We start from the raw sequence: 24,872 nt of genomic DNA, 5'->3' as shown, positions 1-24,872 counted from the left end.
CAGTTCCGTCACAAACCGCGACCGTTCCCCCAATATCAAGCCCTAACCGGTACCCGAATTCATGCTGAAACCGGCATTTCCCGCTCTCGAACTATTTGCGCAGCTGCCCACCAATGGACTGCTGCTCACCCCCAACAACCGCTTGCGCAACCGCTGCCAACAGCTTTACGCCGCGCAGCAATCGCCCGGCGCCTGCTGGTTGCCGCCACCGGTGGAATCCCTGCGCAGCTGGTTGGACAAGCTTTGGTTCGATCTGCAACAACGCAACTGGCGGCCCGCCCTGCAGCAGGTGCTGAATCGCGAACAGCGGCAATTACTCTGGCAGCGCGCCCTCGACGCATCCCTGGACCGGCAGCTGCTCAACAGCCAGCAACTGTGCCGGGATGCCGATAGCGCCCTGGCGCAGCTGCTCCAATGGCAGCTGATTTCCGATCTCTCGCAAATAGAGGAAGCGCTGGCGCCCCTGCTGGAACAGTTCGCGCTCTCTATGCGCAGCGACGAACTGCCTCTATGCGCCATGATCAAAGCCTTTGCCACTGAGCTTCAGGCCCACAGCGCCATCACCCCAGACCAGCGCGATCAACTGATCCTGCGCGCCTTCCAGGAAGGCATTCTGGAACCGCTGCCGCAAATTGATACCGCCGGTTTCGCCCAGATTTCGCCGCTTGCCGATGCCCTGATTCACGCAGGTGCCACCGCCGTTTTCACACGGCCAGGAATCACCCAGCCAAGTGAATTGTCCGCAGCGGCCTGCGCCAACCTGGATGAAGAGTTGTACCAGGCAGCCCTTTGGGCCGGGCAAAAACTCGCCGAAAATCCCGGCCACAGCGTTGGCATCGTGGTGAACAATCTGGGCCAATGCCGCGCCCAGGTGGAAGCGGTATTTTCCCGCGTGCTCGAACCCCAATACCTGGACCCGCAGCAACCGCGCTACACACTGCCGTTTAACTTCTCCGCCGGTACGCCCCTGGCGCAAACACCGGTCGGCAGCGCCGCCTTGCAATGGCTATCGCTACTGCAAGACGAATGGGATTACCCCCAATTGCAAAATATCCTGTTCAGCCCTTTCTGGGGCGACGACAGTGAAACCTGGCTGCGCAGCGCCCTGTTCCGCCGCTTACAGAAGCTGGAATTGCGCCGCATCGACGGCGCCACCCTGCGCTACTGGGCCGAGCGCAGCGCAGAAATCCTCCAATTGGAATCGCCACAGTTGCCCCGCCAACTGGAACAGCTGGCCGAACGCGCCCGCCGCTGGCATCGAGCCCCGGCAGAAATTTGGGCCGCGCGCTTTTCCGAAACGCTGAAAGCCATGGGCTGGCCGGGCACACGCAATCCCGACAGCCAGGAATACCAACAGCTGATGCAGTGGGAATCCATCCTGGAAGCGTTCGCCGCACTCAGCGCCTGCGGCGGCAACCTCAGCCTCAATCAAGCCCTGCAATTACTGCGTCAGATTGCCAGCCGCACCCCCTTCCAGGCGGAAACCCGCGATGGCCCTCTGCAAATTCTCGGAGTCCTGGAAGCCGGCGGCCTCGCCTTCGATCACCTGCGCCTGGTCGGTTTCGGCCAACAGCAATGGCCCCCGGCACCGGCACCCAATCCGCTGCTGCCAATTCAATGGCAAAAACACTGGAAGATGCCCCGCGCCAGCGCCGAACGGGAATTGGAGCTGGCCCGCGAACTCACCGCCGACTTGCTCAATGCCAGCGGCGATATCGTCGTGAGTTACACCAGTGAAGAAGACGGCGTGCAGCAAGGCTTGAGCAGCTTGTTTGAAAGCCCACAAAAAGCCCAACACTTTGCCGAAGGCGCCCTGCACAATCACTACAGCCAACTGGCCCAAGCCTGCCAACTGGAAAAAGTCGAAGACAAAAAGCTACCACCACTCACCCCCGCCGAGTGCGAACGGGTGCGCGGCGGTGCCTCGGTGCTCAAGGCCCAGGCCCTGTCCCCGTTAAATGCGCAATTGCGCTTCCGCCTCGGCGCCAGCGGTTTTACCCAACCGGATATCGGCCTCGGCCCCGCCGAGCGCGGTAATGTAGTGCACCAGGTATTGGCGGAATTCTGGCAACAGTGCGACACCCTCGCACAACTGCAAGCCATGGACGAAGAGCAATGCCAAGCGCAAATCGAACGCGCGGTGGAGCGCTCCCTCGGCGGTGTGCGCAAAAAATACAATCACCTGCCGATCGGGTTTTGGGCCATGGAAAAGCAGCGCCTGGAGCGCCTGCTGCAACAATGGCTGTCCGTGGAACTGGGCAGGCCCAATTTCTCCGTAGAAAAAGTCGAATGGGAACAGGCCGTGGAAATCGGCGGACTGCACTTTAACCTGCGCCTGGACCGGCTGGACCAACTCGCCAGCGGCGAACAACTGGTGATCGATTACAAAACCGGCGTCCCCAGTATTCGCGACTGGCTAAGCCTGCGCATCCGCGAACCCCAGCTGCCGCTCTACGCCCTATTCCAACCGGACGCCCACGCCATCGCCTTCGGCCAGGTGCGCAATGGCGACTGCAAATGGAATGGCTGCGGAGATCTGGAGCATCCCATCAAAGGTATTAAAGCCGTGGGCGATACCAAAAAAGAATCCCCCTATGGCACCTGGAGCAATCTGGTAGAGCACTGGCGCTACAGCCTGGAATCCCTCGCCACCGAATATCGCAGCGGTGTCGCCACCCTCGCCTTTGATCGCCCCACCGATAACAACAGTGAACTCTGGCCCCTGAACCGCTGGCCAGAAAGGGTGCAAATATCCGAATGAACGACGTTGTGATGACTCCCACCCTGCGCCGCCCTATCGATGCCGACGCTCGCAGCCAAGCCCTGGATATCAGCCGCAGCTTTGCCGTGTCTGCCCCGGCGGGCTCCGGCAAAACCGGCTTGCTCACCCAGCGGGTATTAAAGTTGCTCGCCGCCTGCCAGCAACCGGAAGAAGTGCTCGCCATTACCTTCACCCGCAAAGCTGCCGGTGAAATGCGCGAGCGCCTGATCGACGCCCTGCACAGCGCCCGCGACCAAACCCGGCCAGACAACCCCCACGATGCCATCACCTGGGATTTAGCCCGCGCCCTGCTGGAGCGGGATCGCGAACTGGAATGGGAACTGCTGCAAACACCCCAACGCCTGCGTATTCAAACCATCGACGGCCTCTGCCGCAGCCTCGCCAGCCAACTGCCCATCGAGAGCGGCCTGGGCGCACCGGGTGAACCCCTGGAGCGCACCCAAATCGCCTTCGAGCTGGCCGTGGTGAACCTGCTCAAACACCTCGATGGCGAAATCCCAGACGCAGACCTACAACAGCTGCTGCTCCACCTGGACAACGACCTGGGGCAGCTCAATAAGCTGCTACGTATTTTGCTGGACAAGCGCGAACAATGGCTCGGCCCACTTTTAAGCGTTAACTTCGACGGCGCCCAGGATTATTTCCATTTTGTCATCGACGAACTGGTAGCAGAAAAGCTGCAAGACCTCACCACAGCCCTCGGCAGTGTCGCCGGGGAACTGCTGGAGCTGGCAAGTTTCGCCGGCGGCAATCTACAAAAGGAAAACCCCAGCCACAGCCTGTGCCTCTTCGCCGAATTGGACGATTTCCCCAGCACAGACAGCAGCGGCTTGCCCGCCTGGCTCGCCCTCGGCAGCCTGCTTCTCACCACCACTGGTGATCTGCGCAAAGGCGGCGGCATCAATAAAAAACTCGGTTTTGGCCTGCCGGATAAAAAAGATCCCGAGCGACCCATCGCCGAAGAATACAAACAGCGCATGAAAGACCTGCTGGCGGAACTGGCCGGCAACGAACCACTGCTCTCCGCACTGCGAGAAGTGGGCAAGCTCCCCAGCGGACTGCAACAGAGCCAATGGCAACTACTGCAAGGGCTCGCCCAGGTACTGCCCAAGTTAGTCGCCGAATTAAAGTTGGTCTTCCAACAGCTGGGTGCCACCGATTATACCGAAGTGGCCCAAGCCGCACTGATCGCCCTGGGCGATAGCGATAACCCCACAGACCTGGCCCTAAAACTGGACCTGCAAACCCAGCATATTCTGGTGGACGAGTTCCAGGACACCTCCCACACCCAGCTACAACTGCTGGAAAAACTCACTGCCGGCTGGCAGCAGGGAGACGGCCGCACCCTATTTATTGTCGGCGACGGCATGCAGTCCTGTTACGGCTTCCGCAATGCCAACGTGGGTATTTTCCTGGATGCGCGCAAACGCGGTATCGGTGAAGTCCCCCTGGAGGCCCTCGACCTCCAGGTAAATTTCCGCTCCGAAAGCGCAGTGGTGAACTGGGTCAACGAGACTTTCCAAAGGGCCTTTCCGCAAGCGGACAATATCGGTCGCGGCGCCGTGCGCTATCTGCAATCCGAAGCTTTTAAAGGCAGCAAATGGGCCGAGCCCTCGGTGAATTTTTACGGCTGCATTGATGACGAAGACCGCAACCGCGAAGCCACCCAAGCGGTTGAACTGGTGCAGCAATTACAAGCGCAAGATCCGGAAAGCCGTATCGCCATTCTGGTGCGCAAGAAAAAACACCTGCAAAAGGTTCTGCCAGCCTTAAGTACTGCCAATATCGCCTTCCAAGCCCCAGAACTGGCGCCGCTCGCCAGTAAAATGGTGGTGTTGGATTTACTCAGTCTCACCCGCGCCCTGCTCGACCCCAGCGACCGAATCAGCTGGCTGGCCGTACTGCGCGCCCCCTGGTGTGGACTGCAACTGCCGGACCTCTACACCCTGGCCAACTGGGGCAATGGGGATATCACTGTAACCGATACCAGCGCGCGCCCACTATTTATGGCCTTGCAGGAAGTGGACGATATCGCCCTGCTCAGCGACGAAGGGCGCACACGTCTGGCCCAAGTGTCCCCCAAACTGCTGCACGCCTGGCAACAGCGCGGCCGCAAACCCCTGCGCACCTGGATTGAAGGCCTCTGGCTGGAACTGGGTGGCCCCGCTACCGTTGCGCAAAAATCTGACCTGAATAATGTGCAGGATTTTCTGCAATTATTAGAAGCCTTCGATACCGGCGGCGCCATTACCGACTGGCAACAGTTCACCTTGGCCCTGGAACAGCTCTACGCCCGCCCCGCCCAGGATGCCAAGGTGCAGGTGATGACCATTCACAAATCCAAAGGGCTGGAGTTCGAACATGTACTGATCCCGGGCCTGGACCAAGGCGGCAAACCCGGTAGCGACCAACTGCTGCGCTGGAGCGAATGGCTCAGCCGCGAAGGCGAAAGCCGCTTCCTGCTCGCTCCCAAAAATGCGCGCGGCGGGCGCGACCCGGTTTTTGAATACCTGAAGCACGACAACAGCGAGCGCGAACGCCTGGAAGGCACCCGCCTGTTGTATGTAGGTTGCACCCGCGCCATCCGCTCGCTGCATCTTTTAGCCTGCATCAACCGGGATGAAAAAAAGGGCCACCTAAAAGCCTCCGGCAACGCCGCCCTACTCGCCGGCATCTGGCCCAGTGTTTTGCACCACCAGGAAAGCGACTGGTGCCACTGGCTGGAAGCGGAAGAACCCTTGCTAAACCAGAACGAAGCCAGCAGAGATCACGACTACCTGCTGCGCCTGCCCAACCAATGGCAACCCCAAGCCATGCCCCGGCAGGAATGGCTGGCCCAATACCGCATGCCAGACTACCAACCCAAAACTGAGGAAGAAGACAATATTCCCGAGCTGGGCCAGGTAGCCCTGCGCTGGCTCAAACACGCCGGCACCGTAGCTCACGAAACCCTCGCTACCATTGCCGAGACCAATATTAACGACTGGACACCCAGCAAACTGGAAGCCCAACGCCCCCTATGGCAATTGCGTCTGAAACAATTGGGGCTATCCACCACCAGCCTGGAACGCGCCGCCGAGAAAGTGGAAATCGCCGTATGCAACAGTCTCGACTGCCCCACCGGCCGTTGGCTGTTGGATGGCTCACTAAGGGAATCCGCCTGCGAACTGGAACTGCACAGCGGCGGCCGGCAGTTACGGCGCTCAATTGTTGACCGCACTTTTATCGATAACGAAGGCACTCGCTGGATTGTCGATTACAAAACCGCAGAGCCCAGTGGTGAAGAGAGCCAGGAAGAGTTTATTGCGGCTCAGCTGGAGCAGTATCGGAATCAGTTGGATAATTACCGCAAGCTCTTTTATGCGCGGGGGGAGCGGAATATACGGTGTGCGCTGTATTTTCCGTTGATGCGGAGGTTGGTGGAGTTGGGTTAGGGGGATGTATAGATTATCGTGCGGCTTAAAGCCGCACTCAGTATCATAGTTAGAACGCTCACATTTTTCTGATAAAAACGATTTATGTAAGCATCACTCTACTTTCTGCTTCCTCCAGTTGTCTATGGCAGAGCCAAGCCGTGTTTGATCAACCTCGCCTTGCCATTCCCTCCAAAATTCTATAGTTCCACTATTCGGCTTTCTTACTGGCTCATCTATTCGTATTCTACTAGGCAATAGACTGGCATCACCCACTACCAATGCTTCACCAGTATCGAGCGTAGGTAGTATGTCACTAAAGCTACCCAGGCTATCTGGAAGTAATTTTTTGATTACACCTTGGTCATCAGAATTAGTAAGCCTCATTGAAACAAAATTACTACATTGACTAAGAATTGTTTTATTAACCTCAGATGGCCTCTGGCTAATTACCACCAAACTAAGCCCATATTTTCTACCTTCTTTTGCAATCCTTTCAAAGATTTTTATTGATATATCATCTGCTGATCCGGTGAGATTTCTATTTGGTATATAAAGATGAGCTTCATCACACATCAAGGCAATCGGGTGCCTTTTCTCTAGCGGAGTCCATTGCTGAATAGAGAATGATAATCGCGCTACCAATGAAACCATTAACGGCAATACATCAGATGGCACTTCTGAAAAATCTATAATCTTAACTCCACCAGTACCATTTTCATCAGCACAACCTAACAGTAAATTAGCCAAGCGATTAAGGTAATCAAATTGAAGAACATCACCGCCCCCCTTAAAAAGGAAACCCAACCTCCGGTCTGATATTTTATTTTCGAGCCTGGATATCAATCGACTTAGCTTCCCATTGAACTCTCCAGCTTTGGTACTCCCAGCCTTTGCACCAGCAACTCTCTCTTCATTAATTCTATTCAAACCTTCCATTACAGATGAAAGTTTAAAAGGAACAGGGCTATCTATAGTAAAATTTTCTAATATATCTTTATATTCATCGCCAGATAAATATCTAGTTTTTGCCGCGTTAACCTCTCTAGAAATGATCATCGCCTGATTTGGTGCATTTTGATCACTTCTATCTACGAATAATGAAACCATTGCCTCATAAGAAAGAAGCCAATAAGGCAAAAATATAGTGCCATCAGAAATGGTTCTCCCCGACTCCACATCTCCAGGCCCGGCGATCTTAAAATACTTCACTCCATCACCAGCCAGCGGAGCATACTCGCCATGAAGATCAAAAATAATTGCATTCGAATTTTTTAAGTGTGCGACTTGCTCAATGATCTTTGCAGTCGCCCATGACTTCCCCGCCCCTGTGCTTCCACCTATAAAAGCATGCCGTTGAAAAAACTTATTTCCATTAAGAAAAGCTTCGGCTTTATCATCTAACGTGTATCTACCAAGTACTAAGGAATTTCCATCACTCTCCGAATGAGAAATAACGCGCATAAATGCTGTAAGGTCTTCTCCCTCTAGCGAAAAACAATTTGCTTCAATCTCGGGTACGCTGTCCAATGTTCTTCGGAAGACATTTCGGTTAAGGCCCTCTGCATCGAGCAATGATCCTATCAATGAAACTTTGCAAAGATTCTGTTCATCAAACTCTTCGCCATGATTTTCGTCCTGATCTAGAGTCAACCGCTTTCGGGTAACTTGACTTATAAGACCGATCAAATGTTGCCCTGGCTTGCTGCTTTGTAAAACAGCAAGTCTATTTACTTGCAATCTTTTTAGCTTTTCACTGTCTTCAACAGACACGATTACAGTTGCAGTATCAACTGAAGAAACGGTCCCAAGTGCATCATCATCTGAAAAGTTAAAAATTGCCATAGCTAAGCCCTACATTATTAAATTTAAAAATCCGTCTAAAGACCAACAGTTGCACTCAACCTCAATCGGTTCCACGCATTGAGAGCTATACACTAACGAACCGGGACCATCTCCACACATTTCAATTGCCAAATATCGCGACAATTGGTTTCTACATAAAAAATCCCTTGCTGATTCAGAAAGCTTTTGTGTAACAATAATTATTGAGGCATCACCTCTTGCACAGCGATTCACTAGCTTCTCTTGAATATGATCATCATTAAATCCGAACCCGATACAAAGATATGAGGATGCAGCATCAATGACATCGTCAGCCTCGTGAATAATTGTTTTATATGGCTCTCTATGAGTATTTCGGTATTTTTCATTACCTGGAGTAACTATGAGAGGGGTTAAACCTTCAGGTGTTCTACCAATATTACCAAGCGAACAGACAACCCCTTGCTCATTAATAAACCACCCCAAAGAACCATGTACCTTCCAAATATTAACCTGCCTTGAGGGCTTCAAATAATCTTTTTTTTCTGGAAAGCCCTTATACCCATGTGAAAATCCACAAAAATGATGAATACCTTCCTGTTCACAAGCATACTCTGCCAATCGATCATAGTTTGGAGTAATAATATTGACCTGCCTTACAGTGCTCCTCAGCATATGCCTTAAAAGCTTGCCAAGCGGAAATAGTTCTTGATCAACTAGAGCCTTCTCAAACACGGCAATATCTTCGGGAGAAAGTAGATTCCATGTAGACAATACGACTTTACTTGTTAATGCTGGAGTTAAGCTAACCTTATGAAGAGCGGTTTCAAGATCAACCCCACCCTCAAGAAGGTCGCAGAATTCCCTCCACAATCCAACCTCTTGGCAACTTAAACCCTCAACCTCTACTGATCTAATTAGATGCTGAGATAAAGCTCCCATACCTGACATACCATGAGCAGCGGATGCACCACTACCCAAAATAATAACTGGTGTACTTCCATAATAGTCTTGCGCTTGTTTAGATATTAAATCGATTTCCATACCAGCCATAAAGATTCCTTTTTTACAACTCCACTATTAATAAATGGTGGCTCCATACACCTTCTAAACAGAAGTATAAAATGCTAAGAGTTTCAACAGAAGAACATCACACAAAACAGTAGCTATTCAATGATTTTCTTACTAACGTATCGGAAAATAATATAGGCGCCTAAATTATCTTATTGGAACTTATTTGGTTTTCCCTTTCGCCAAAGCCACGCAAAATCAAAAGATAGCCGTCAAAGTTGTGGTCTATAGCTAGACAAACTCTCACAAGACCAACACTCTGCAAGAGCCACAAAAATTTTCTAAAAGAACCTGCCCACAATAGGAGAAGGTAGCGTGAAGTAAAAATAGAGAAAAGGCGCTGACCCAAGGTGCTGCAACACCAGGGGCCAGCTAACCAAATTGATAAACCGAGTATCAAGATAGCTGTATGCATACTACGCTAGAAACCCGCTCATCTTCAATAAAGTGGAGCACAATCAGCAGCTTGGGGCGATTCCTCAAGCTCTGGGAGCCTAGCGCCCGCCTTTTCCTATTCTGCACCCACCGCCCCCGCGCCCCTCCCCTCACTTCCACCAAGTATCACTTACCAAGCTTCCCCACCAAGGAATGCCCACCCACGGCTTCAGTATCGCCAGGAAACAAATATGTTGGTCCTAAAGCGCCGAACAGGCGAGAATCTAAGAATTGGAACGAATGTCTCGATCACAGTGTTGGAAGTGAAGGGAAATCAAGTAAAGATAGGCATCCGTGCACCCAAATCCCTCCCCGTCCATCGGGAAGAGATCTATGTGCGCATCAATAGAGAACAAAAAGTAGGCAATGGAAGGCGTTGAGGGAAGGTTCTCCAAGGAAGGAGGCTACACCTCAATAAAGGCGCTATTAATAGCTAGTTATCTTCGAGGTATAGGGCAGTGAACTTATACAGCCCTCTTCAAAACTACAAAAAGTCACCTCTCCACAGAAAGGTAAAAGTCAACACAAATTGGATCGAACAAGCAGTATAACTAGCTCACAGAAGACTGTGGTCATTTTTCAACCTATTCTTCTTCATCACTACGATCTATTAGATTTTCCGGTGAGCCCAAAGTGCTATCTTTTTCAAGCTCTTCCTTAATATCTTCAGGAAGTGGCTTGAACAACTCTTTTGCCCTCTCTTCGGCTTTCTTTTTTGCCTGTTCGTATCTTTCTTTATCGTTCATAAGTCTCTTACCAGATAATGTGGATTGCCTTTCTTTGAACCAACCAATTTAAATCCACCATGAGACATATAATACTTTATGAGCTTATCATTCATAGGCTCCATGATGCGAATTTTCTTTGCGCCAATTAAATCTCCATAAATTTCATACGCCAATAGAGAAATACTGAACATTTCACCGGCATATGGACAATTCTTAGGGGCTCTCTCTATAAAATCTAAACGCATTTCGGTGCCCTTGAATGTAGGGCGACCAAGGGACATTGAACATAGAGTATTTCCTAACCAAACTGACATATCGAATGACTTCGGGTAGAAAATCTTATAGCTCCGGGAAAATTCCCAATCCCATGAAACCTTTCGTTCAGCGGTATTCTTCCAAGCCTGGAAAGCATTTAAGGTTTTGTGATCTATGCCTTCAACATTTAGAACGCCCTTCAGGTTTCCGGGCAGACTTTCTTTTGCTATATCTCTTGCTTGCGCTCGAAATACATCATACCGTTCTAACGTTTCCTTATGTGACGGTTGCATTTCTTCTCCTTAAATCTGCTTGTTGAGATCCGCCTTTAGCGGTCACTGGAGGCAGTATTTCCCCGGTTCATTGCGGTCCGACCAACCATGGATATTAATAAGTGAAAGCCTGATATGGATGAGTAATGATAACGCGAATGGCCATTTGAGCCTAGCACCCGCCTTTTCCTATTCTGCGCCCACCGCCCCCACTCCAGCTCCAGACTTCTCTATCCAAACTTCCCCACCAAGGAATGCCCACCCACAGCTTGAGTATCGCGGGTATAGGAAGCATAAACCACCGATTTACCCTCGATCCGAAGTACTCTACTCGAAACTCCTGAGGTTGTTTACCGTTCAAACCCCAGCATTCAAAGTTCAAACCCCAAGTTTTAAGCCGAGGGCATTCAAAATTGATTATTTTTTGTTCGGCTTGACCGAAAAGTCCTGACGAATGGTTCGCGGGGCGCAAGTCGCTCCACCGGTCCGTTGTCAGGCCCACTGTAAGCTGTGAAAGTTGGCAGTGGTGGCTCTTTACGTCGTCAATCGAATAGACGAGTCTGCGCGGGATCGGCAGCCTGGTCTGAGGTGGTGCCCGCTCTGGCGGCAGTGCGTGGCGAGGCGTGTCGGCATTAGCGGCTTTCTGCCTAAGAGATTTGAGGATGTGCTTAATCACTGCCAAATCCTCAATACTGGCAACCACCTTGACGTGACCGCCGCAACGTTTACGGGCTTCAATGTCGATGCTAAATACCCGTTTGAAGCGCTGAATCCAGGTCATTGCTCTATGCCGTTCCGCAGGGCTCTTATCGGAACAGCCGCAAAACCTTTTGCCCTCTGCCGGCCCGGCCGGCTAAATATGCCCAAAGGGCACCCCTTTCAGTTGGATCACTACCTGGAGCTGGTGGACTGGAGCGGGCGGCATTTAGAGCCCAAAAAACCCAGCGCTATTGCCGCCGATACCCCACCCACCCAACAGCGCTTGGGTATCTCCCCCAAACACTCGCTCTACTTCAAGCGTAACTTCGAAAGCCGCTTCAAGTGTTTGGTCGGCGCAGCAGAGAAAGTCCGGCAGGTCTGCTCTTAGTAGCATAAACGCTGGGTACATGGCTTGCGAGACTGTAAAATCTACCTTTCCACCAGTATCTGAATCGATTACAAACAACTATTAAACAGGTATCCGTACCAATTGTGACCTCCTCATGCCTGAATTTTAGACAACTGAGTAAATCAACGTCAGAAGCTAATCGGATATATCTTTCTTAACTGTCTAAAGGTCTGTTTAGGAGAAAAACAGCCCTAAGGCCGACCCTCTCAATTTTGAGAGTCTATGATTGCCTTATACTCTTGAGGCAAAGATCGGCCCGAATCAAAGCCACAGCCTGCTCTATCTCAATAGCCCCAACAGCTGGCAGATTGCCAATCGTCCCGAAACCCTGCTCATGATTACAGGGGACACTAGCACAGACTTGCCTGGAGTTGATCTTATCCCAAAATTAGTACCATTTACCGAAATAGGACACCAAACAAGGCCAAAAAAATCCATTGACGAAATACTGTGAAGCGCATTGAGCATTTATAATACCCTAATGCGGGCGCCGGCCAAGGCGCCACAATTAATCCGCTTGTTAACTATTTTTTTAAATTCCGCATATCTATAATTGGCATAGCACTTTGCCCCAGCATTGTAGAAGGCAATTTACCATCCCATGTTTGAGCCTCGGTAAGTTTTACAATCAAAGGGTTGTCTTTAAGCGCCTTGCCTTTTGCTTCAATGGCTTTAGCTTCGGCTTTGCCTTTGAGGAGTATTGACTGAGCCTCGGCTTCGGCCACTTTTAATATGCCTTTCGCCTTGGCATCCGCAGTGTTTACCGCGCGTAGCGCCTCTAGCCGTTGCCTTTCCAGTTTGTGCTCTTCCGCCGCGGCCAAGTTCTTTTCAGTTTGTTTTATTTCGATGGAGTTGATATATTTTTTGGGAAGAAGAATATTTTCTATTTGTATATTATCAACAACCACGGGGAATCCTTCCATTTCTTCGGATAACCTGTGCTCTATCCCTTGAATAGCTGATGCACGATCTTGAATTAGCTGTTCGGCTTCAAACTGGGGAATGGTATCCTTGGTGGCGGATCGAAACCTGGGATCTAGGATGCGTTGTTCGAATTGATCCAAGCCGCCATATTTTTTGAATAGATCCAATGCTGCCTCCTTATTCACAGTCCAGTTTACAGATACCTCCACAGTTACAGGCATTTGCTCTTTTGTGCTAGAGGCCATTTTTTCAGCATTTTTTCTGGTTCTTACTTCAATCATTTCCACAGTTTCAATAAATGGAATTTTGAAATGCAACCCAGGATTTTGTTGGCCTTTTGCCTCACCAAAACGCTTGACGACCCCGACATGCCCCTCGGTGACTATATAACAGGAGTTAACTATTGCTATTACTAAAATAACAATGGGGAACAATTTAAAATAATTAGACGGAACTAAGAAATTTTTGGAATTCATATTGTTCTTCGATTAGGTTGAGGAAGTATTTTTAATACCTTGGTGCGAAAGTCTCCGCAAGGTGATGGGAATCCGAAGGGTGCCCGCAGGGCTAGAGCACAAATCAAAAATTCTCCAACAGTATATTGATAGGTGGCCGCAAAATCAACATGGGAGCGTGGGTCATCACTGTTCAGGGTTATCGGCAGGGCAACACTTCAGTTTAAAAGATCGCGGATTCAATCCCGGAGTGCATACTATTGATGCGGCCTTAGCTGCGGAGCAGCCCTGCATTAAATTTTTTAGGAGGGTGGAATTCCAAAGTTTTTTCTGGCCTATTCTTTGGATCACATGGGTATAGAAAGTATAAACCACGTGTTTATCCTTGATCCGAAGTATTCTACTCGAACTTCCTGAGGTTGTTTACCGTTCAAACCCCAAGTGTTGGTGTGAGGGCATTCAAAATTTATTATTTTTTTCTGCTTGACCGAAAAGCCCTGACGAATGGTTCGCCGGGCCCAAATCGCTCCACCGGTCCGTTGTCAGGCCCGCTGTAAGCTGTGAAAAGTGGCAGTGGCTGGCTTTACCTCGTCAATGGAATAGACGAGCCTGCGAAGGGGCAGACAGACCGGTCTGAGGGGGTGCGCGCTCTGACGGAAGCATCCATATTGAATACCCGCTTTAGCCGTTGCATTCAGGTCATGGCTCGGTGCCGTTCATAGGGCTCCTGTCAATTTATTATCCCGCGTTCACAGGGCGATTTAAGCTCAACGCAATCATCGGGGATGGGTTTGATACGTCGCGTAGAAATAGTTTGGCTTTAAAACCCTCTCAACGCGCTAAAAACTGGCGATTTTTTATAGTTACCGTCTAACGTGAGAGGCGGTGAAGCGGCCTAGGGTATCCTGTACTTTTAATAGGCAATTGCAGTTTTCCAAACGCAGGCGATTAAAAATATAGGCACCAAAATGATCTTATTGGATTGTAATCGGTTTTCTTCAGGGGTAAAGCGGCGTAAGATTCAAAGGCATTGCTCACCATTACGGGCCGTAATTGGGCAGGTTTCTGTAAACCAACAATAAAAAACCCCAAACGGCCCAGGCAATGTCCAACAGATCCCTTCCTTTATCAGGAGAACGGTAGCGTGACCTAAGAATACGGAAAAGGCGCTGACCCAAGGTGGTGAGACACCAGGGGCCAGCTAACCAAATTGATAAGATAGATATCAAAATGGCTATATGCATAATACGCTAGAAACCCGTTTGTCTTCAATTAACTGGAGCACATTCAGGTGCCTGGAGCGATTCCCCAGGCTCTGGGAGCGTTGCGTCCGCCTGTTCTGCTGTTGCGTCTACCGTTCCCGCGCCCCGCCCCGTCTTGCCTTCCATCGTTACTTTCCAGGTATTCCCATCACGAAAAGTCATCCCGGGATTTGCAACCCGGAAGGAAAAGCTAATGTTGGTTGTAAAACGCCGGCCCGGCGAAAACCTCAGAATTGGTACCCATGTTTCCGTCACTGTACTGGGTATATCGGGCAATCAGGTCAGGGTGGGCATCGCAGCCCCCAAATCCCTGCCCGTACACCGGGAAGAAGTGTACCTGCGCATCCAAAAGGAACGGGCGCAAGGCGATGGAAATGGTTGAGCAGCGGGTGCGCCCCATTACTCTAAACTGCGGTTAGATGGCGGTCATGATACTCTTCAAACCAGGTATCTGCGGCGCTGCTGCCAAGGCGCAGGGACGCTATTGTATATAAATCGTACACATCCGTGTCGATGGGATGCTCCAGGGCGAGCGAAAGTAGTGCGGGTACCTGTACAACGTCATCCAGCCAGGTTTTTAAAACCTGAGTGCCCTCTTCTCCCCAAAAGGCTGATGGTGACTCTCCCTGGGTCAGTACATCTACCTGACGTACCAGGAACGCGATGATGCATTGCCGGGAAGCCGGGGAGTCATCATTCCACCATTCGCTCAGCTGCCTGGATACATTCCATCCCGCACAGGCCAGTGTGACCAAGCAGGTTTCTACTTGCGCAGCATCTTCCCAGCGTCCCCACTGCCACCACGCGTTTAAAAATACAGCCACTGCGTTTTGCTCAGGCTCTGGCCACCTATGCCATTCTGCGTATACAAGCTTGCCGGCGATTACCTCACTATAATGAGCTAATGGCATATCAGTGGCGATAAGTTCGAGAATCCTGGGTAGGAAATGCTTGAAGTCATCGTCTCCACCCCAGGTGGTCATCGCTTTATGGACAAATCTCTCAAGATCACTGCTGGTTAGCTCACCTAAAGGCGCACTATTTAGCGCTTTATGGTCTTCCTCTAAGACACAGCAAGGGCAACCACTGATATCTGCGGAACGGGGATACCGGGCGAAGGTATCGTAGGCATTCTCAATAGCGGTTTGTAACGCTGAAGAAGGCAACTTCATAATCTGACTCAGTAAAAAAAAGGGACTGCTGGAATGCGGCTTTAAAGACAACGGTGAGCGATAGTACCAGGCCGCAGTTGAGGATTGGGGAAAATCAGCTGCCCCCCTTATCAGTAAATGGACACCTGATGATACGTAAACCCCTCCTTGTAGCTACATCGGGTAACTGCCGCCGGTATTAAGGTTCCCTGGTCGTTGGCGCAGCCAGTGGGGTTTGTTGTGTAATTTGAGTAATACAAAGCGTGGCGTGCTCGGTAATCTGTTGGCTTTCGACCCCTGCTGTGTGTGCTGCCTTGTCAAGGCAGCGCCTTAAAGAATCGATACCCTCTGTTTTCCGGTCTCCTTTGGGGGCGTTTTTGCCTCTTTCATCACATTGAAAAGAGCAACGGTGGTGATCCAGCGAGCCTCCTCGCTGGCAGACTTCCAGTCAGCCAGCGAGATCGTGGCAGCAATATCGCGAATTTTTTGTGCGTCCTGTGATTTCTGAATCTTCCCGAAGAGAATAAATAGTAACCAAGAAAGCAAAAGCAAGCATACAATCAACCTGCCGCAGCCGTTGCGGGTTTTATCCGCATTGATAGCCTCCCCACAATCCTGGCCTGAGCACCCAGGCTTTAGGTTGTCTTTTTTACAAGCCTCGCAGGAATCATGTTTGCGCTTTGGCATGTGTGACTACTTAATCCCTCTGGATTTTTTGCATAACAGGAAACGTAATAAGCGCGTGAACTACCGCGCTTAATAACAGTAGGTAACTCATCCACTTGTTGCCTGTTTCTTCAAATCCATGCCATAGGTTTTGAGTAAATACTCTGCAACCTTTCCCTGGTGCATCCAGGATAATATTACCTTTTCTTGGTCAGGGCAATCACGCCAGAAAGGATTATGTAGTTTGCCACTGGAGATTGACTGTATATTCCGCTCAGTAAAACTGTACAAAGCCTGAGCGTGTTCGGGTTGCTCCATTCTCTGTAAATAGAAACTGATGTCACTTTCTATATGGGAGATCGCACATAACCAGGAATCCACCTTCAAATTATCATCTTCGCTCTTAAGTAATTGTAAATACTTCTTTCTTGATAGGCCTTTAATGAGATCTTTTTTTCTCTTATCCCATTGGCTGAATTTAGCTATGGCTATAGCTCCATAGATAATCTCCGGATCTACCCATTCGAATTCATCCTTCATGAGCAGATCGAAAACCCTGGGAAACAGATACATAAAATCATCAATTGAACCAACCGTTTTAAGTGCAGAGCAGGCATAAGTTTCTATTTCACCAGGAGTTATCTCTACCAATTTCTTTGTGGCAAGCACTTTTAACTGTTTTTCACTAATGCAGCACTCACAACCACTTATTTTCCGTGGCGGTTGAAACTCCGAGAAAGTGAGATAAAGGGCCACAGATTCATTCATAGGATTTCCAAATTACCAACCAGGCTCAGCACCAGTAACGCAGTATAGAGTTTGATCCTGAAAATAAACCACTTAACGAAAAATCGTCAAGCTTCTTTTCATGATCTTGATAGTGCACACTTAGGCTAATCAATACGGCCCCAGTATAGATAAAAGACGTTGGCACCCAGGGCCGACCAACCCAATTGATCACTCAGTATCAAACTGGCTCTATGGAAATACGCTAGAAACCTGCTCGCCTTCAATAAAGTGGGGCCCCGTCAAGGGCTTGGCGCGGTTCTCCCGGCCCTGGCAGCGTTGCGTCCGCCTTTTCTGCTTTACCGCTTACCTTTCCCGTGCCCCGCCCCACCCCACCTTGCTTTCAACGGTTACTTTCCCAGTATTCCCACCACGAAAAGTCACCCCAGAGATTGCGATCCAGAAACAAAGGCCCATGTTGATTTGAAAACGCCCGCTAAGCGATAACCTCAGAATTGGTACCAATGCCTCTCACAGTATTGGGTATTACGGGCAACCAGGTCAGGGTGGGCATCAAGGCCCCTAAATCCCCGCCCGTGTACCAGAAGGAAGGGTATGCGCGCATTCAAAAGGAACGGGAGGTGGGTGGCTAACAATCAGCCATGTCCCCAAGAGGGATTGCTCGATGGGGTCGTGTTGGGTAACGGGTTAATCTATCGACAATCCGACCATTTTGGCACTCTCCTGCCAGAGGCTGTCCCGAAGATTGTCATTGCTCGCCTGTGCAGAGGGGTCGGGATAGGTGAGTTCACCGCGCACCAGTGAAGCGTAAACCCGCCCAGTTGGCGGGGTTGCGTCACCCAGTGCCAGTTCGGCCAGCGCTTGCCCGGCGCGTTCGGGGGATCCCGGGTACATCATCGGAATGAAGGTGCTGCCCAGGCGAAGAAAAAAATGCAGAATAGCACTGTTCATCAGGAGCTGTTGCCACCTTGCAGAGTGACGCGCCAAGGAGGTGCCAACCGTTAAACCCGGGTTATAGGCAATAATCTTGCATTTTTTTTCCCTCACAGTGTCCTGAAGGGTCAGCGCGCGTGCCGTCAGCAGATTGCATAGCTTTGACGCGGCGTAGGCTTTCATTCCCGAGCCGTCCGCACGGGGGCTTGACCATGTGTGAATATCCAGGGGCTGGGGGGCTTGCGCGTGAACATCGCTGGTTGTAATGATTATCTTTCCTTCAGGCGCCATATTGGGCAGCAGTAGCCGCGCCAGCAGGTAGTGGGCCAAATGATTGACCGCGAAGGTGGTTTCAAATCCGTCCTCGGTTTTCTGGGCCGTGTTACTGAGGGCGATACCTGCATTCAGCACAAGGGTATCAATCCGGGCACCTGCCAGTGCTTTCTGAACCTTGCCGGCGAATGCGCGCACACTGGCCAGTGATGAGAGATCGAGTGGCAATGATTCACCGTACTCTGAGGGCGTGCTCCGGGTTCCCACTATGACACGCCGGTTTACAGTGGCGATCTGCTTTACTGCATGGGTACCGATGCCGGCAGTGGCGCCGGTCATCACGACTAAGCGCGGGCAAACGGTATCTCTATTATCCATCTTGGACATGACAATCTCTGCTCTGCTGATTAAAGTAAACGTTGTTGAGTTCTGCTCTTAGTTTTCACTCTTTGATTCCGGTATTGTCACCATCATTGCTCGGGAGGGAAGTGACATCATAAGCTTGTCCAATCTCCAGAGTGATAAATTCAGAGGGTTTGAGGTTAGCTTTCTTTTTGGCTTCCTCAAGTAGCTCGATCGGTTCGCTAATGGCTTCGGCCGTGAGCTGGAAGGCTCCGTAGTGCATGCCAATAGACAGGGAGGCTTGAAGCTCGGTGTGCGCTTGTACTGCCTCCATAGGGTCCATATGCACGGCTTTAAAAAATTCCCTGGGGGCGTAAGCACCGATTGGTAAGAAGGCAATATCTACCGGGCCAAAGCGGTCAAATGTGCGCTTATAGTGATCGGCATAGCCGCTGTCGCCGCCAAAATATATTTTCTGGCCATTAATTGCCAGCAGAAAACCGCCCCATAGGGTTGAATTACGATCGGTTAACCAGCGGCCTGAGAAATGTTGTACATCAAGGAACCAGAGTTGGAAATTGTCTGCAACTTTGGAAGATTCCCACCAGTCCAGTTCGATAAATTGTCCAGCACCCGACAGGCGTTCTCCTACGCCCAGGCCCATGTATATATTAGGATTATCCCGTTTGACCAACGCTTCTATGGATTTGAGATCCAGATGATCATAATGATCATGGCTGATAATAATGACATCAATCGGCGGTAAGTTTTCCAGGGTGATACCCGGTTTATGAACACGTTTGGGGCCTACGAATGAAAAGGGGCTTGTGCGTTCAGAGAACACCGGATCAGTAAGAATATTAAAGCCCCCGGATTGAATTAAAAAGGTGGCATGATTAATAAAGGTGATACGGGTATTGGAGCCGTTCACTCGCTTGAATGGTGAACGATCATCCTTTGTTTCAACCCATTCCGGCCAGACCGCAGGCTCTACCTCAGATTCAAATGAGGCCCGGAACATTTCCCAAAAGGACAGGAACTTGACCGGATTGGTATTTTTAAAGACATCGCCTTCAAAATTTGGGGAATGGTGTCTCTGGTCTACGTAAGCGCTGGCACAAGCTGCCAGCAAAACAACAAAGATACCAGTGGTTATACTTCTCATATTCAGATGACCTAAAAAGTGTGTGCAATTGCACCAGAGGGTTACGCTAAAATTGGCTGTATTAGTACTGCTAACGGACCCCATAGCTTTTCGGCTTTTTGTGCATCAAGCTCGGCGTCCCCTTCGGGCAGGGATTGCTTGTTGTACAGGGTTTTCGCTGATGTTTTTCAGCGCTTTAGTACCCCATGCCAGGGCCACCATCGACAGTAGTCCAGCGACTATTGCGCCTAACATCAAAGGTTGTACGCTCATATTGAAGGCTCCACCGATCAGCGAGCCAAACGCTAAAGCGATACAACCAGATAAAAAACTGATGATTGAATTTGCCAGCCCTGCAATATGGCCAAGGGGTTGCAGGGCAATGGCGTTCATATTCCCCATCAACAGGCCAAAACAGAAAAAGATCGCTGAGATAGCCGCAAGAAATTCACCCAGATGGGGAGTGCCGAACTGGCCGAGGAGGACCATCAAACCACTGACCGCGACTACCCCAAACAGCGCGAGCCGGCAGATGTCTTGCAAACCAAAGCGTTTAACCAACCTGGCATTCAGGACGCTGGCCAAACCGATGGAGACGGCAGCCAAAGCAAAATAAAAAGCGAATAATTCACCGGCGCTGAAAATAGCACGGTAGATCTGCTCCGCCGACAGGACATATCCGATAAAGACCCCCTGAATTAGCCCCAAGGCGATCATATGGGTGCAGGTTACGCGGTTTGACAAGGTCGTTTTGAGTCCCTCCAAGATCGGCGCAAACCCACCGGCGCGGCGCTTGTCGGGAGAGAGGGTTTCAGGTTGGCGCAGCCAGACCCAACCTGCCACCACACAGCTTAAGCCGAACAAAAGCCAGAAGATGGCTCGCCAGTCAGCCAAAGACACAATACCCTGACCCAGGATCGGGGCTATACAGGGTACCAGGATAAAAAACGACAGGGCCAAAGACATAATCCGTGCCATTTCAGGCCCTTCGTAGCGATCACGCACAATGGCAAGCGGCACAATGCGTAACGCCGCGGCGCCAACTCCCTGCAGGAACCGGCCAGCCAGCATGGGGTAAAAATCCCCTGCCAACACCGAAACCAGGCTCCCTGACATAAATAGTGCAACACCGATGAAAAGGATCGGTCTTCGCCCGAAATGATCGGAGAGGGGGCCGTAAACAAGCTGCCCCAGCGTCATCCCAAGGAGAAGGACGCCAATGATCAGCTGCCCCCCATCCCCCCCCAGCAGGTTAAAGCTCTCGGTTATTTGTGGTAGGGCCGGTAGCACCGCGTCTATGGAGAGGGCACCCAATGAGCTCATTATCGCGACTAGTGCTACGAACTCGGTGTCGCGCTGTTTGCTCATCGTGGACATATTCTCCTCGGTTTCAATATTCCGCCTGGTGTGCTGTTGCAAAGCATACTAACAGTCGGCATATTATTAACAACACGCATGTTATTGAGGTTATATATGCCTAATCCTGAGGTATTAAAGCTGGATGTGAAATTGCTAACCATTTTTTGTGCGGTTGCGAAGGAGGGGGCGATCTCAAGGGCGGCAAAACGCCTGAATGTCAGCCAGCCACTGGTTAGCCACGCGCTGGATCGGCTGCGTATTGCTTTTGGCGATCCCCTGTTCGTCCGTGCTGGGCGAGGGATTGTGCCGACTGAACGCGCCCTTTCTTTAGCACCTGAAATATCTGAAATCCTCGACCGCCTGCAGAGCCTTACCGCGCCGGAACCTCAGGACCTGACCCAGATCTCAACCCGGTTCTGCCTGGCAGCGTTTGACTATGAACGCCGTCTGATCACTCCCGGTTTATTGGCAAGGATTTTGCGTGAGACCCCATTGGCTAGCTTGCGTGTGATCCCGTCCAGCCGGGACGTTGTGAGTAGCCTGCGCGGGCGCGAGTGTGATCTGGCCATCACGCCCATTTCCCCTTCAGACCAGTTGGATATTTACAGTGCTCCCCTGTTCGAAGACGTGGCTATGTGTTTTTTTGATCCTGAAATGATCTCAGCAGACGAGGTCCGTTGCGACTTTAGCGCACTGCCCCATGCCTCCGTTCGTTTTTCCTTATCGGGCACCCCATTAGAAGAGCGCATCTTCGAAGAGCACGGGATTGCACGGAATGTCAAACTTGAAGTCTCCAGTTTTGAGGCGCTTCCATCACTGATGCGCGGCACGCGGCTGATTGCCATCCTGCCCTCTCGCCTGGCTGCAGATCTGTTTGCCGACTTTGCGCATATCCCCCCCCCATGCCCGTTTCCTACCAGTTGCTTCAACATGGTATGGCACAAGGCCACCCATCATTCTTTACCTCATCAATGGTTCCGTGCTGCCGTGCGCAAGGCCATACCTCCATACCCTCTTCTCGCTAAGCCAGGACACGATTGAGCCCTTTTAAAGAATATTCGAAGGCCGCACGGTAACGCCCGCAGAAGATGAGGCCGCAGAAGATGAGGCCGCAGAAGCCATGGCCCAGAGTTATAAATTAATCACAGATAAGCTCGCTGCATTATTGCCAGAGGAAATGTTGGAAGCCAGGGTACGAATGCTCTTGGTAGCGCTCTACTGGCCGGCAGATTAAGGCTACTGAATTCCCATTCTGATCGGAAAATATACACAGGAGATAGGACTACCTTACAAAGGTACTAATGAATAGAGAAGTATCCGGACGTTGGTGCAATTATTTTCACGTAGGAGCGCATGAATAGGACTAATACCAAAATTACTACCGGATCGGAAGGAAAGAATACCCCTCTCCCAGGACACGCTCTGAATACATCCTTGTACGCTCGTAATCGGCATCCATGCCTCATACGATCCTGGGAGAGGGCTATTCTTCCCTCCTGCTTTGCTAGTAGGTGTCCGAATACTTACCCACTCATTAGTCACTCTAAATATTGGACAGAAATCACTTCAACAACTACGGGACCTATCTTGAGCAAGTAGTTTGCTGAAACCACACCGCTTTTATGTTGATAAAGCAAAGGCCGGCAGTATACGTTTTTCGATTAAATCTAAGGTCTTTTCGTCATCCCCGCGACCAGTGATAGCAATAATCAAATCCAGGTCTTCAATGGCTATCACATACTGTCCACCGCCGCCCCAACCAAACTTTGCCACATATTTTTTGTTACCCACATGCATATTGGTTCGCCAGAAAAAATACCCATAGGAAAAGTTGGTGTAATCGAAATCATCAGCAGTTGGAACTGCAACCTTGCCTGTCGCCTTAGCAATAAACGCTTCCGGAATCAGCTGGCGGCTATTCCATTTGCCCTTATTGATTACCAAATTTCCCCACTTGATCATATTGCGCGATGTCATCATGGCCCCCCATGCACCTTCGGGCACACCACTGACATTTTCACTCCAGTGATAAATATTGATCCCCATCTTCTCAAGCAACTCATTTTTAATAAAGTCATTAGCAGAGCCGGGAACAACGGCATCCAGAACCAGCATTGCGATTCTTGGGTCTGAAGATTGATATAAGTAGGTTTGTGATTCAGAAGTGATCGGTTTACTATGACTCAAATAGGTTTGCACCAGCTTTTGCCCTTTTAACTGCTTGGGATTTTTTAATATGGCACGAAGCTTGTCTTCTTCAATACGGATACCTGAGCGCATGCTCAGTACATGGTCCAGTGTAATACGATCTGCACCTTCAATGAGTTGCTTTCTATCCAATTCTTTAAGAAAGGAAATGACTGGCTTGTCTAAATCTGCCATGGTCAAATAACCCAATTCTATCGCTCGCCCAATCGCCAAGGCTGTATAGGCCTTTGTCGCCGACGCTTGTGGGTGGGGCAAATTGACGCGACCAAGGGAAAAATAGGATTCAAATACAAGCTTGTTACTTTGGGCTATTAGCAGACTATCGTAAGGGGTATGTTGATTATCAGCAATTTCCTCGGCCAGTTTATTCAAGCTAGCTTTGATTGCATCAATCTCACCGACAGAAATACCATCTTTTCTATCAGCTGGGGCTGTATCAATAAAAGCTTTATTAAGTTTCGGCGTTGACTTTTCCAGGCTTGGGAAGTCACTACTGTGATCAGGCATATTTACTTCAGGTGCCAACCTGCCTCCTGCTTCCGCAAAAGAGCTTATGCTGCAAAATATGCTGATTGTAATTAGCCTTTTAAGGCTTCTATTTGTAATCATCATATATCCTGAAATTGTAGTTAGAGAAATTTTTTAATATCAATTGATTTAATATCGATTAGGGTTTCAATCGGTCGGCAAGCCAGTAGATGCTGCGGACCGATGTCTTCGGAAAAGCCGTAGTATGGTCGGCTGACTCAATAACCACCGATTCCAGTGATAAATTAGATAGCTTACGACGTTTTAATTGACTGACCAATCTCTCTACATTCGAGCCCAGTTCCTTCTCTAAAGCACCATAAGAAATAAAAACATTTGCTTGTTTTGGTAGATCTATTAATGCCTTATGGGAATCTGATTCAAACTGAGCGCTTATAAAAGAACCTAGTGATCGGGATGGACTACCTAAAATATAGTTTTGAAAAGTATCCGGTTGGCTAAACAAGGTATAAACACCAAAGAGACCGCCAAGTGAGTAGCCGAAGTAGGTACGGTTGTGTGGGTTCGCGCGGTAATTGCTTTCGATATGCTTTATAACGTCATTTCGTATAAACGCGAGATGCTTGTGAGCCTCACCCTTACCAGCTTTGTTATCCTCGGCAAGTGCCGGTTTAAAGTCCCGAAATCTACTCGACCATGCGTTTTTAGCCTTTGCTAGGTTTTTTTGCCAACTAATACCCACTAAAATCGCATCTTCGATGGCGTACTCTGCGGTTGCAGATAGCATTTCAACGGCCCACATAGCGTCGGTATAATAAATAACCGGATGTTTTTTGCTACCACTTTTATCATAGCTTTCAGGCAATTTTATCAACAGCTCATATTCTCTGTCGTTGCTAGAGTCCTGAATGGGCACCACCTGGATTCGGCGTAATTCCAGGGGCTTAGGCTCGCCTGCTTTCAGGGTTGCTACAGGGAGTAATAACAGAAAGGCTACTAGTAAGCGCTTTTTCATATCGGTGCTCATACTG

General features: G+C 50.0%; 20 protein-coding genes and 1 pseudogene. 7 read left to right on the top strand and 14 right to left on the bottom strand.

Translation table 11 applies throughout. The annotated features are described in order from the left end of the window. Nucleotides 1-61: 61 nt before the first annotated feature. Both ACL7TT_RS06995 and ACL7TT_RS06990 read left to right on the top strand, forming a co-directional pair. Complete coding sequence (locus tag ACL7TT_RS06995; protein WP_413394226.1) at nt 62-2,761, top strand: PD-(D/E)XK nuclease family protein; 2,700 nt, start codon at nt 62-64, stop codon at nt 2,759-2,761. Then, entirely contained in the window at nt 2,758-6,216 is a 3,459-nt protein-coding gene (locus ACL7TT_RS06990; protein WP_413394224.1) for a UvrD-helicase domain-containing protein, read from the top strand. Before ACL7TT_RS06995 ends, ACL7TT_RS06990 begins: the two co-directional genes overlap by 4 nt. A 93-nt stretch (nt 6,217-6,309) precedes the next feature. On the opposite strand, the gene ACL7TT_RS06985 is transcribed toward ACL7TT_RS06990, so the two are convergent. Both ACL7TT_RS06985 and ACL7TT_RS06980 read right to left on the bottom strand, forming a co-directional pair. After that, entirely contained in the window at nt 6,310-8,040 is a 1,731-nt protein-coding gene (locus tag ACL7TT_RS06985; RefSeq protein ID WP_413394222.1) for an ATP-binding protein, read from the bottom strand. A gap of 9 nt (nt 8,041-8,049) precedes the next feature. Further along, entirely contained in the window at nt 8,050-9,072 is a 1,023-nt protein-coding gene (locus tag ACL7TT_RS06980; RefSeq protein WP_413394221.1) for an SIR2 family protein, read from the bottom strand. Nucleotides 9,073-9,716: 644 nt separating this feature from the next. On the opposite strand from ACL7TT_RS06980, the gene csrA (ACL7TT_RS06975) reads away from it, so the two are divergent. Continuing rightward, nucleotides 9,717-9,905: a carbon storage regulator CsrA gene (gene csrA, locus ACL7TT_RS06975; RefSeq protein WP_413394220.1), complete on the top strand. Its 189-nt coding sequence runs from the start codon at nt 9,717-9,719 to the stop codon at nt 9,903-9,905. A gap of 204 nt (nt 9,906-10,109) precedes the next feature. Here the strand turns inward: csrA (ACL7TT_RS06975) and ACL7TT_RS06970 are convergent, their stop codons facing one another. The 3 genes and pseudogenes from ACL7TT_RS06970 to ACL7TT_RS06960 form a co-directional block, all read right to left on the bottom strand. Next, complete coding sequence (locus ACL7TT_RS06970) at nt 10,110-10,271, bottom strand: hypothetical protein (RefSeq protein ID WP_157954055.1); 162 nt, start codon at nt 10,269-10,271, stop codon at nt 10,110-10,112. Further along, a complete protein-coding gene (locus ACL7TT_RS06965; protein ID WP_413394218.1) occupies nt 10,268-10,801 on the bottom strand; it encodes a hypothetical protein in 534 nt (177 codons plus the stop codon). Before ACL7TT_RS06965 ends, ACL7TT_RS06970 begins: the two co-directional genes overlap by 4 nt. A gap of 521 nt (nt 10,802-11,322) precedes the next feature. After that, nucleotides 11,323-11,591, bottom strand: a pseudogene (locus ACL7TT_RS06960) (IS91 family transposase); the annotation flags it as partial. Between the two features lie 48 nt (nt 11,592-11,639). Here ACL7TT_RS06960 and ACL7TT_RS06955 point away from each other — a divergent pair. Next, entirely contained in the window at nt 11,640-11,867 is a 228-nt protein-coding gene (locus ACL7TT_RS06955; RefSeq protein ID WP_413394217.1) for a hypothetical protein, read from the top strand. A gap of 545 nt (nt 11,868-12,412) precedes the next feature. Here the strand turns inward: ACL7TT_RS06955 and ACL7TT_RS06950 are convergent. Further along, nucleotides 12,413-13,288, bottom strand: coding sequence for a prohibitin family protein (locus ACL7TT_RS06950; RefSeq protein WP_413394215.1), 876 nt, complete (start codon nt 13,286-13,288; stop codon nt 12,413-12,415). 1,434 nt (nt 13,289-14,722) lie between these two features. On the opposite strand from ACL7TT_RS06950, the gene csrA (ACL7TT_RS06945) reads away from it, so the two are divergent. Then, nucleotides 14,723-14,911 (top strand): carbon storage regulator CsrA, encoded by a 189-nt coding sequence (csrA, locus tag ACL7TT_RS06945; RefSeq protein WP_413394213.1) that lies wholly within the window; start codon nt 14,723-14,725, stop codon nt 14,909-14,911. Between the two features lie 22 nt (nt 14,912-14,933). Here the strand turns inward: csrA (ACL7TT_RS06945) and ACL7TT_RS06940 are convergent, their stop codons facing one another. The 3 genes from ACL7TT_RS06940 to ACL7TT_RS06930 all read right to left on the bottom strand — a co-directional run bounded on the left by ACL7TT_RS06940 (nt 14,934) and on the right by ACL7TT_RS06930 (nt 17,114). Beyond that, nucleotides 14,934-15,701, bottom strand: a complete 768-nt coding sequence (locus ACL7TT_RS06940) for a hypothetical protein (RefSeq protein WP_413394212.1) — start codon at nt 15,699-15,701, stop codon at nt 14,934-14,936. A 309-nt stretch (nt 15,702-16,010) separates the two neighbouring features. Continuing rightward, nucleotides 16,011-16,367 (bottom strand): hypothetical protein, encoded by a 357-nt coding sequence (locus ACL7TT_RS06935; RefSeq protein WP_413394211.1) that lies wholly within the window; start codon nt 16,365-16,367, stop codon nt 16,011-16,013. An 87-nt stretch (nt 16,368-16,454) separates the two neighbouring features. Continuing rightward, nucleotides 16,455-17,114: a hypothetical protein gene (locus ACL7TT_RS06930; RefSeq protein ID WP_413394210.1), complete on the bottom strand. Its 660-nt coding sequence runs from the start codon at nt 17,112-17,114 to the stop codon at nt 16,455-16,457. 482 nt (nt 17,115-17,596) lie between these two features. On the opposite strand from ACL7TT_RS06930, the gene ACL7TT_RS06925 reads away from it, so the two are divergent. Then, a complete protein-coding gene (locus ACL7TT_RS06925; protein WP_413394209.1) occupies nt 17,597-17,725 on the top strand; it encodes a carbon storage regulator in 129 nt (42 codons plus the stop codon). Between the two features lie 55 nt (nt 17,726-17,780). Here ACL7TT_RS06925 and ACL7TT_RS06920 read toward each other — a convergent pair whose 3' ends face one another. The 3 genes from ACL7TT_RS06920 to ACL7TT_RS06910 all read right to left on the bottom strand — a co-directional run bounded on the left by ACL7TT_RS06920 (nt 17,781) and on the right by ACL7TT_RS06910 (nt 21,153). Beyond that, nucleotides 17,781-18,686, bottom strand: coding sequence for an SDR family NAD(P)-dependent oxidoreductase (locus tag ACL7TT_RS06920; protein ID WP_413394207.1), 906 nt, complete (start codon nt 18,684-18,686; stop codon nt 17,781-17,783). 55 nt (nt 18,687-18,741) lie between these two features. Then, nucleotides 18,742-19,806 (bottom strand): MBL fold metallo-hydrolase, encoded by a 1,065-nt coding sequence (locus tag ACL7TT_RS06915; RefSeq protein WP_413394206.1) that lies wholly within the window; start codon nt 19,804-19,806, stop codon nt 18,742-18,744. 105 nt (nt 19,807-19,911) lie between these two features. Beyond that, nucleotides 19,912-21,153, bottom strand: a complete 1,242-nt coding sequence (locus tag ACL7TT_RS06910; RefSeq protein WP_413394205.1) for a multidrug effflux MFS transporter — start codon at nt 21,151-21,153, stop codon at nt 19,912-19,914. Nucleotides 21,154-21,198: 45 nt separating this feature from the next. Between ACL7TT_RS06910 and ACL7TT_RS06905 the strand changes: the two genes are divergently transcribed. Then, nucleotides 21,199-22,185 carry a LysR family transcriptional regulator gene (locus ACL7TT_RS06905; RefSeq protein ID WP_413394203.1) on the top strand — a complete coding sequence of 329 codons (987 nt, stop codon included), beginning with the start codon at nt 21,199-21,201 and terminating at the stop codon, nt 22,183-22,185. Between the two features lie 579 nt (nt 22,186-22,764). Here the strand turns inward: ACL7TT_RS06905 and ACL7TT_RS06900 are convergent. Next, on the bottom strand, nt 22,765-23,877 hold the full coding sequence (locus ACL7TT_RS06900; RefSeq protein WP_413394202.1) for a serine hydrolase domain-containing protein: 1,113 nt from the start codon (nt 23,875-23,877) through the stop codon (nt 22,765-22,767). 142 nt (nt 23,878-24,019) lie between these two features. Further along, entirely contained in the window at nt 24,020-24,856 is an 837-nt protein-coding gene (locus tag ACL7TT_RS06895) for an alpha/beta hydrolase (protein WP_413394200.1), read from the bottom strand. Between the last annotated feature and the right edge of the window lie 16 nt (nt 24,857-24,872).

It is taken from the genome of Microbulbifer jejuensis (genome assembly GCF_047289955.1).
Classification (GTDB): domain Bacteria; phylum Pseudomonadota; class Gammaproteobacteria; order Pseudomonadales; family Cellvibrionaceae; genus Microbulbifer.
The sequence above is the reverse complement of the archived record's forward strand: the minus strand, read 5'-3'. Positions and strand labels throughout refer to the sequence as shown.

Bases quoted from the DNA above. Each gene is read 5' to 3' on its own strand.
- ACL7TT_RS06930 (WP_413394210.1), bottom strand. From the start codon at position 17,114: ATGAATGAATCTGTGGCCCTTTATCTCACTTTCTCGGAGTTTCAACCG.
- csrA (WP_413394213.1), top strand. From the start codon at position 14,723: ATGTTGGTTGTAAAACGCCGGCCCGGCGAAAACCTCAGAATTGGTACC.
- ACL7TT_RS06940 (WP_413394212.1), bottom strand. From the start codon at position 15,701: ATGAAGTTGCCTTCTTCAGCGTTACAAACCGCTATTGAGAATGCCTAC.
- ACL7TT_RS06915 (WP_413394206.1), bottom strand. From the start codon at position 19,806: ATGAGAAGTATAACCACTGGTATCTTTGTTGTTTTGCTGGCAGCTTGT.
- ACL7TT_RS06980 (WP_413394221.1), bottom strand. From the start codon at position 9,072: ATGGCTGGTATGGAAATCGATTTAATATCTAAACAAGCGCAAGACTAT.
- csrA (WP_413394220.1), top strand. From the start codon at position 9,717: ATGTTGGTCCTAAAGCGCCGAACAGGCGAGAATCTAAGAATTGGAACG.
- ACL7TT_RS06955 (WP_413394217.1), top strand. From the start codon at position 11,640: ATGCCCAAAGGGCACCCCTTTCAGTTGGATCACTACCTGGAGCTGGTG.
- ACL7TT_RS06990 (WP_413394224.1), top strand. From the start codon at position 2,758: ATGAACGACGTTGTGATGACTCCCACCCTGCGCCGCCCTATCGATGCC.
- ACL7TT_RS06910 (WP_413394205.1), bottom strand. From the start codon at position 21,153: ATGAGCAAACAGCGCGACACCGAGTTCGTAGCACTAGTCGCGATAATG.
- ACL7TT_RS06920 (WP_413394207.1), bottom strand. From the start codon at position 18,686: ATGTCCAAGATGGATAATAGAGATACCGTTTGCCCGCGCTTAGTCGTG.
- ACL7TT_RS06970 (WP_157954055.1), bottom strand. From the start codon at position 10,271: ATGAACGATAAAGAAAGATACGAACAGGCAAAAAAGAAAGCCGAAGAG.
- ACL7TT_RS06925 (WP_413394209.1), top strand. From the start codon at position 17,597: ATGCCTCTCACAGTATTGGGTATTACGGGCAACCAGGTCAGGGTGGGC.
- ACL7TT_RS06895 (WP_413394200.1), bottom strand. From the start codon at position 24,856: ATGAAAAAGCGCTTACTAGTAGCCTTTCTGTTATTACTCCCTGTAGCA.
- ACL7TT_RS06950 (WP_413394215.1), bottom strand. From the start codon at position 13,288: ATGAATTCCAAAAATTTCTTAGTTCCGTCTAATTATTTTAAATTGTTC.
- ACL7TT_RS06965 (WP_413394218.1), bottom strand. From the start codon at position 10,801: ATGCAACCGTCACATAAGGAAACGTTAGAACGGTATGATGTATTTCGA.
- ACL7TT_RS06935 (WP_413394211.1), bottom strand. From the start codon at position 16,367: ATGCCAAAGCGCAAACATGATTCCTGCGAGGCTTGTAAAAAAGACAAC.
- ACL7TT_RS06985 (WP_413394222.1), bottom strand. From the start codon at position 8,040: ATGGCAATTTTTAACTTTTCAGATGATGATGCACTTGGGACCGTTTCT.
- ACL7TT_RS06995 (WP_413394226.1), top strand. From the start codon at position 62: ATGCTGAAACCGGCATTTCCCGCTCTCGAACTATTTGCGCAGCTGCCC.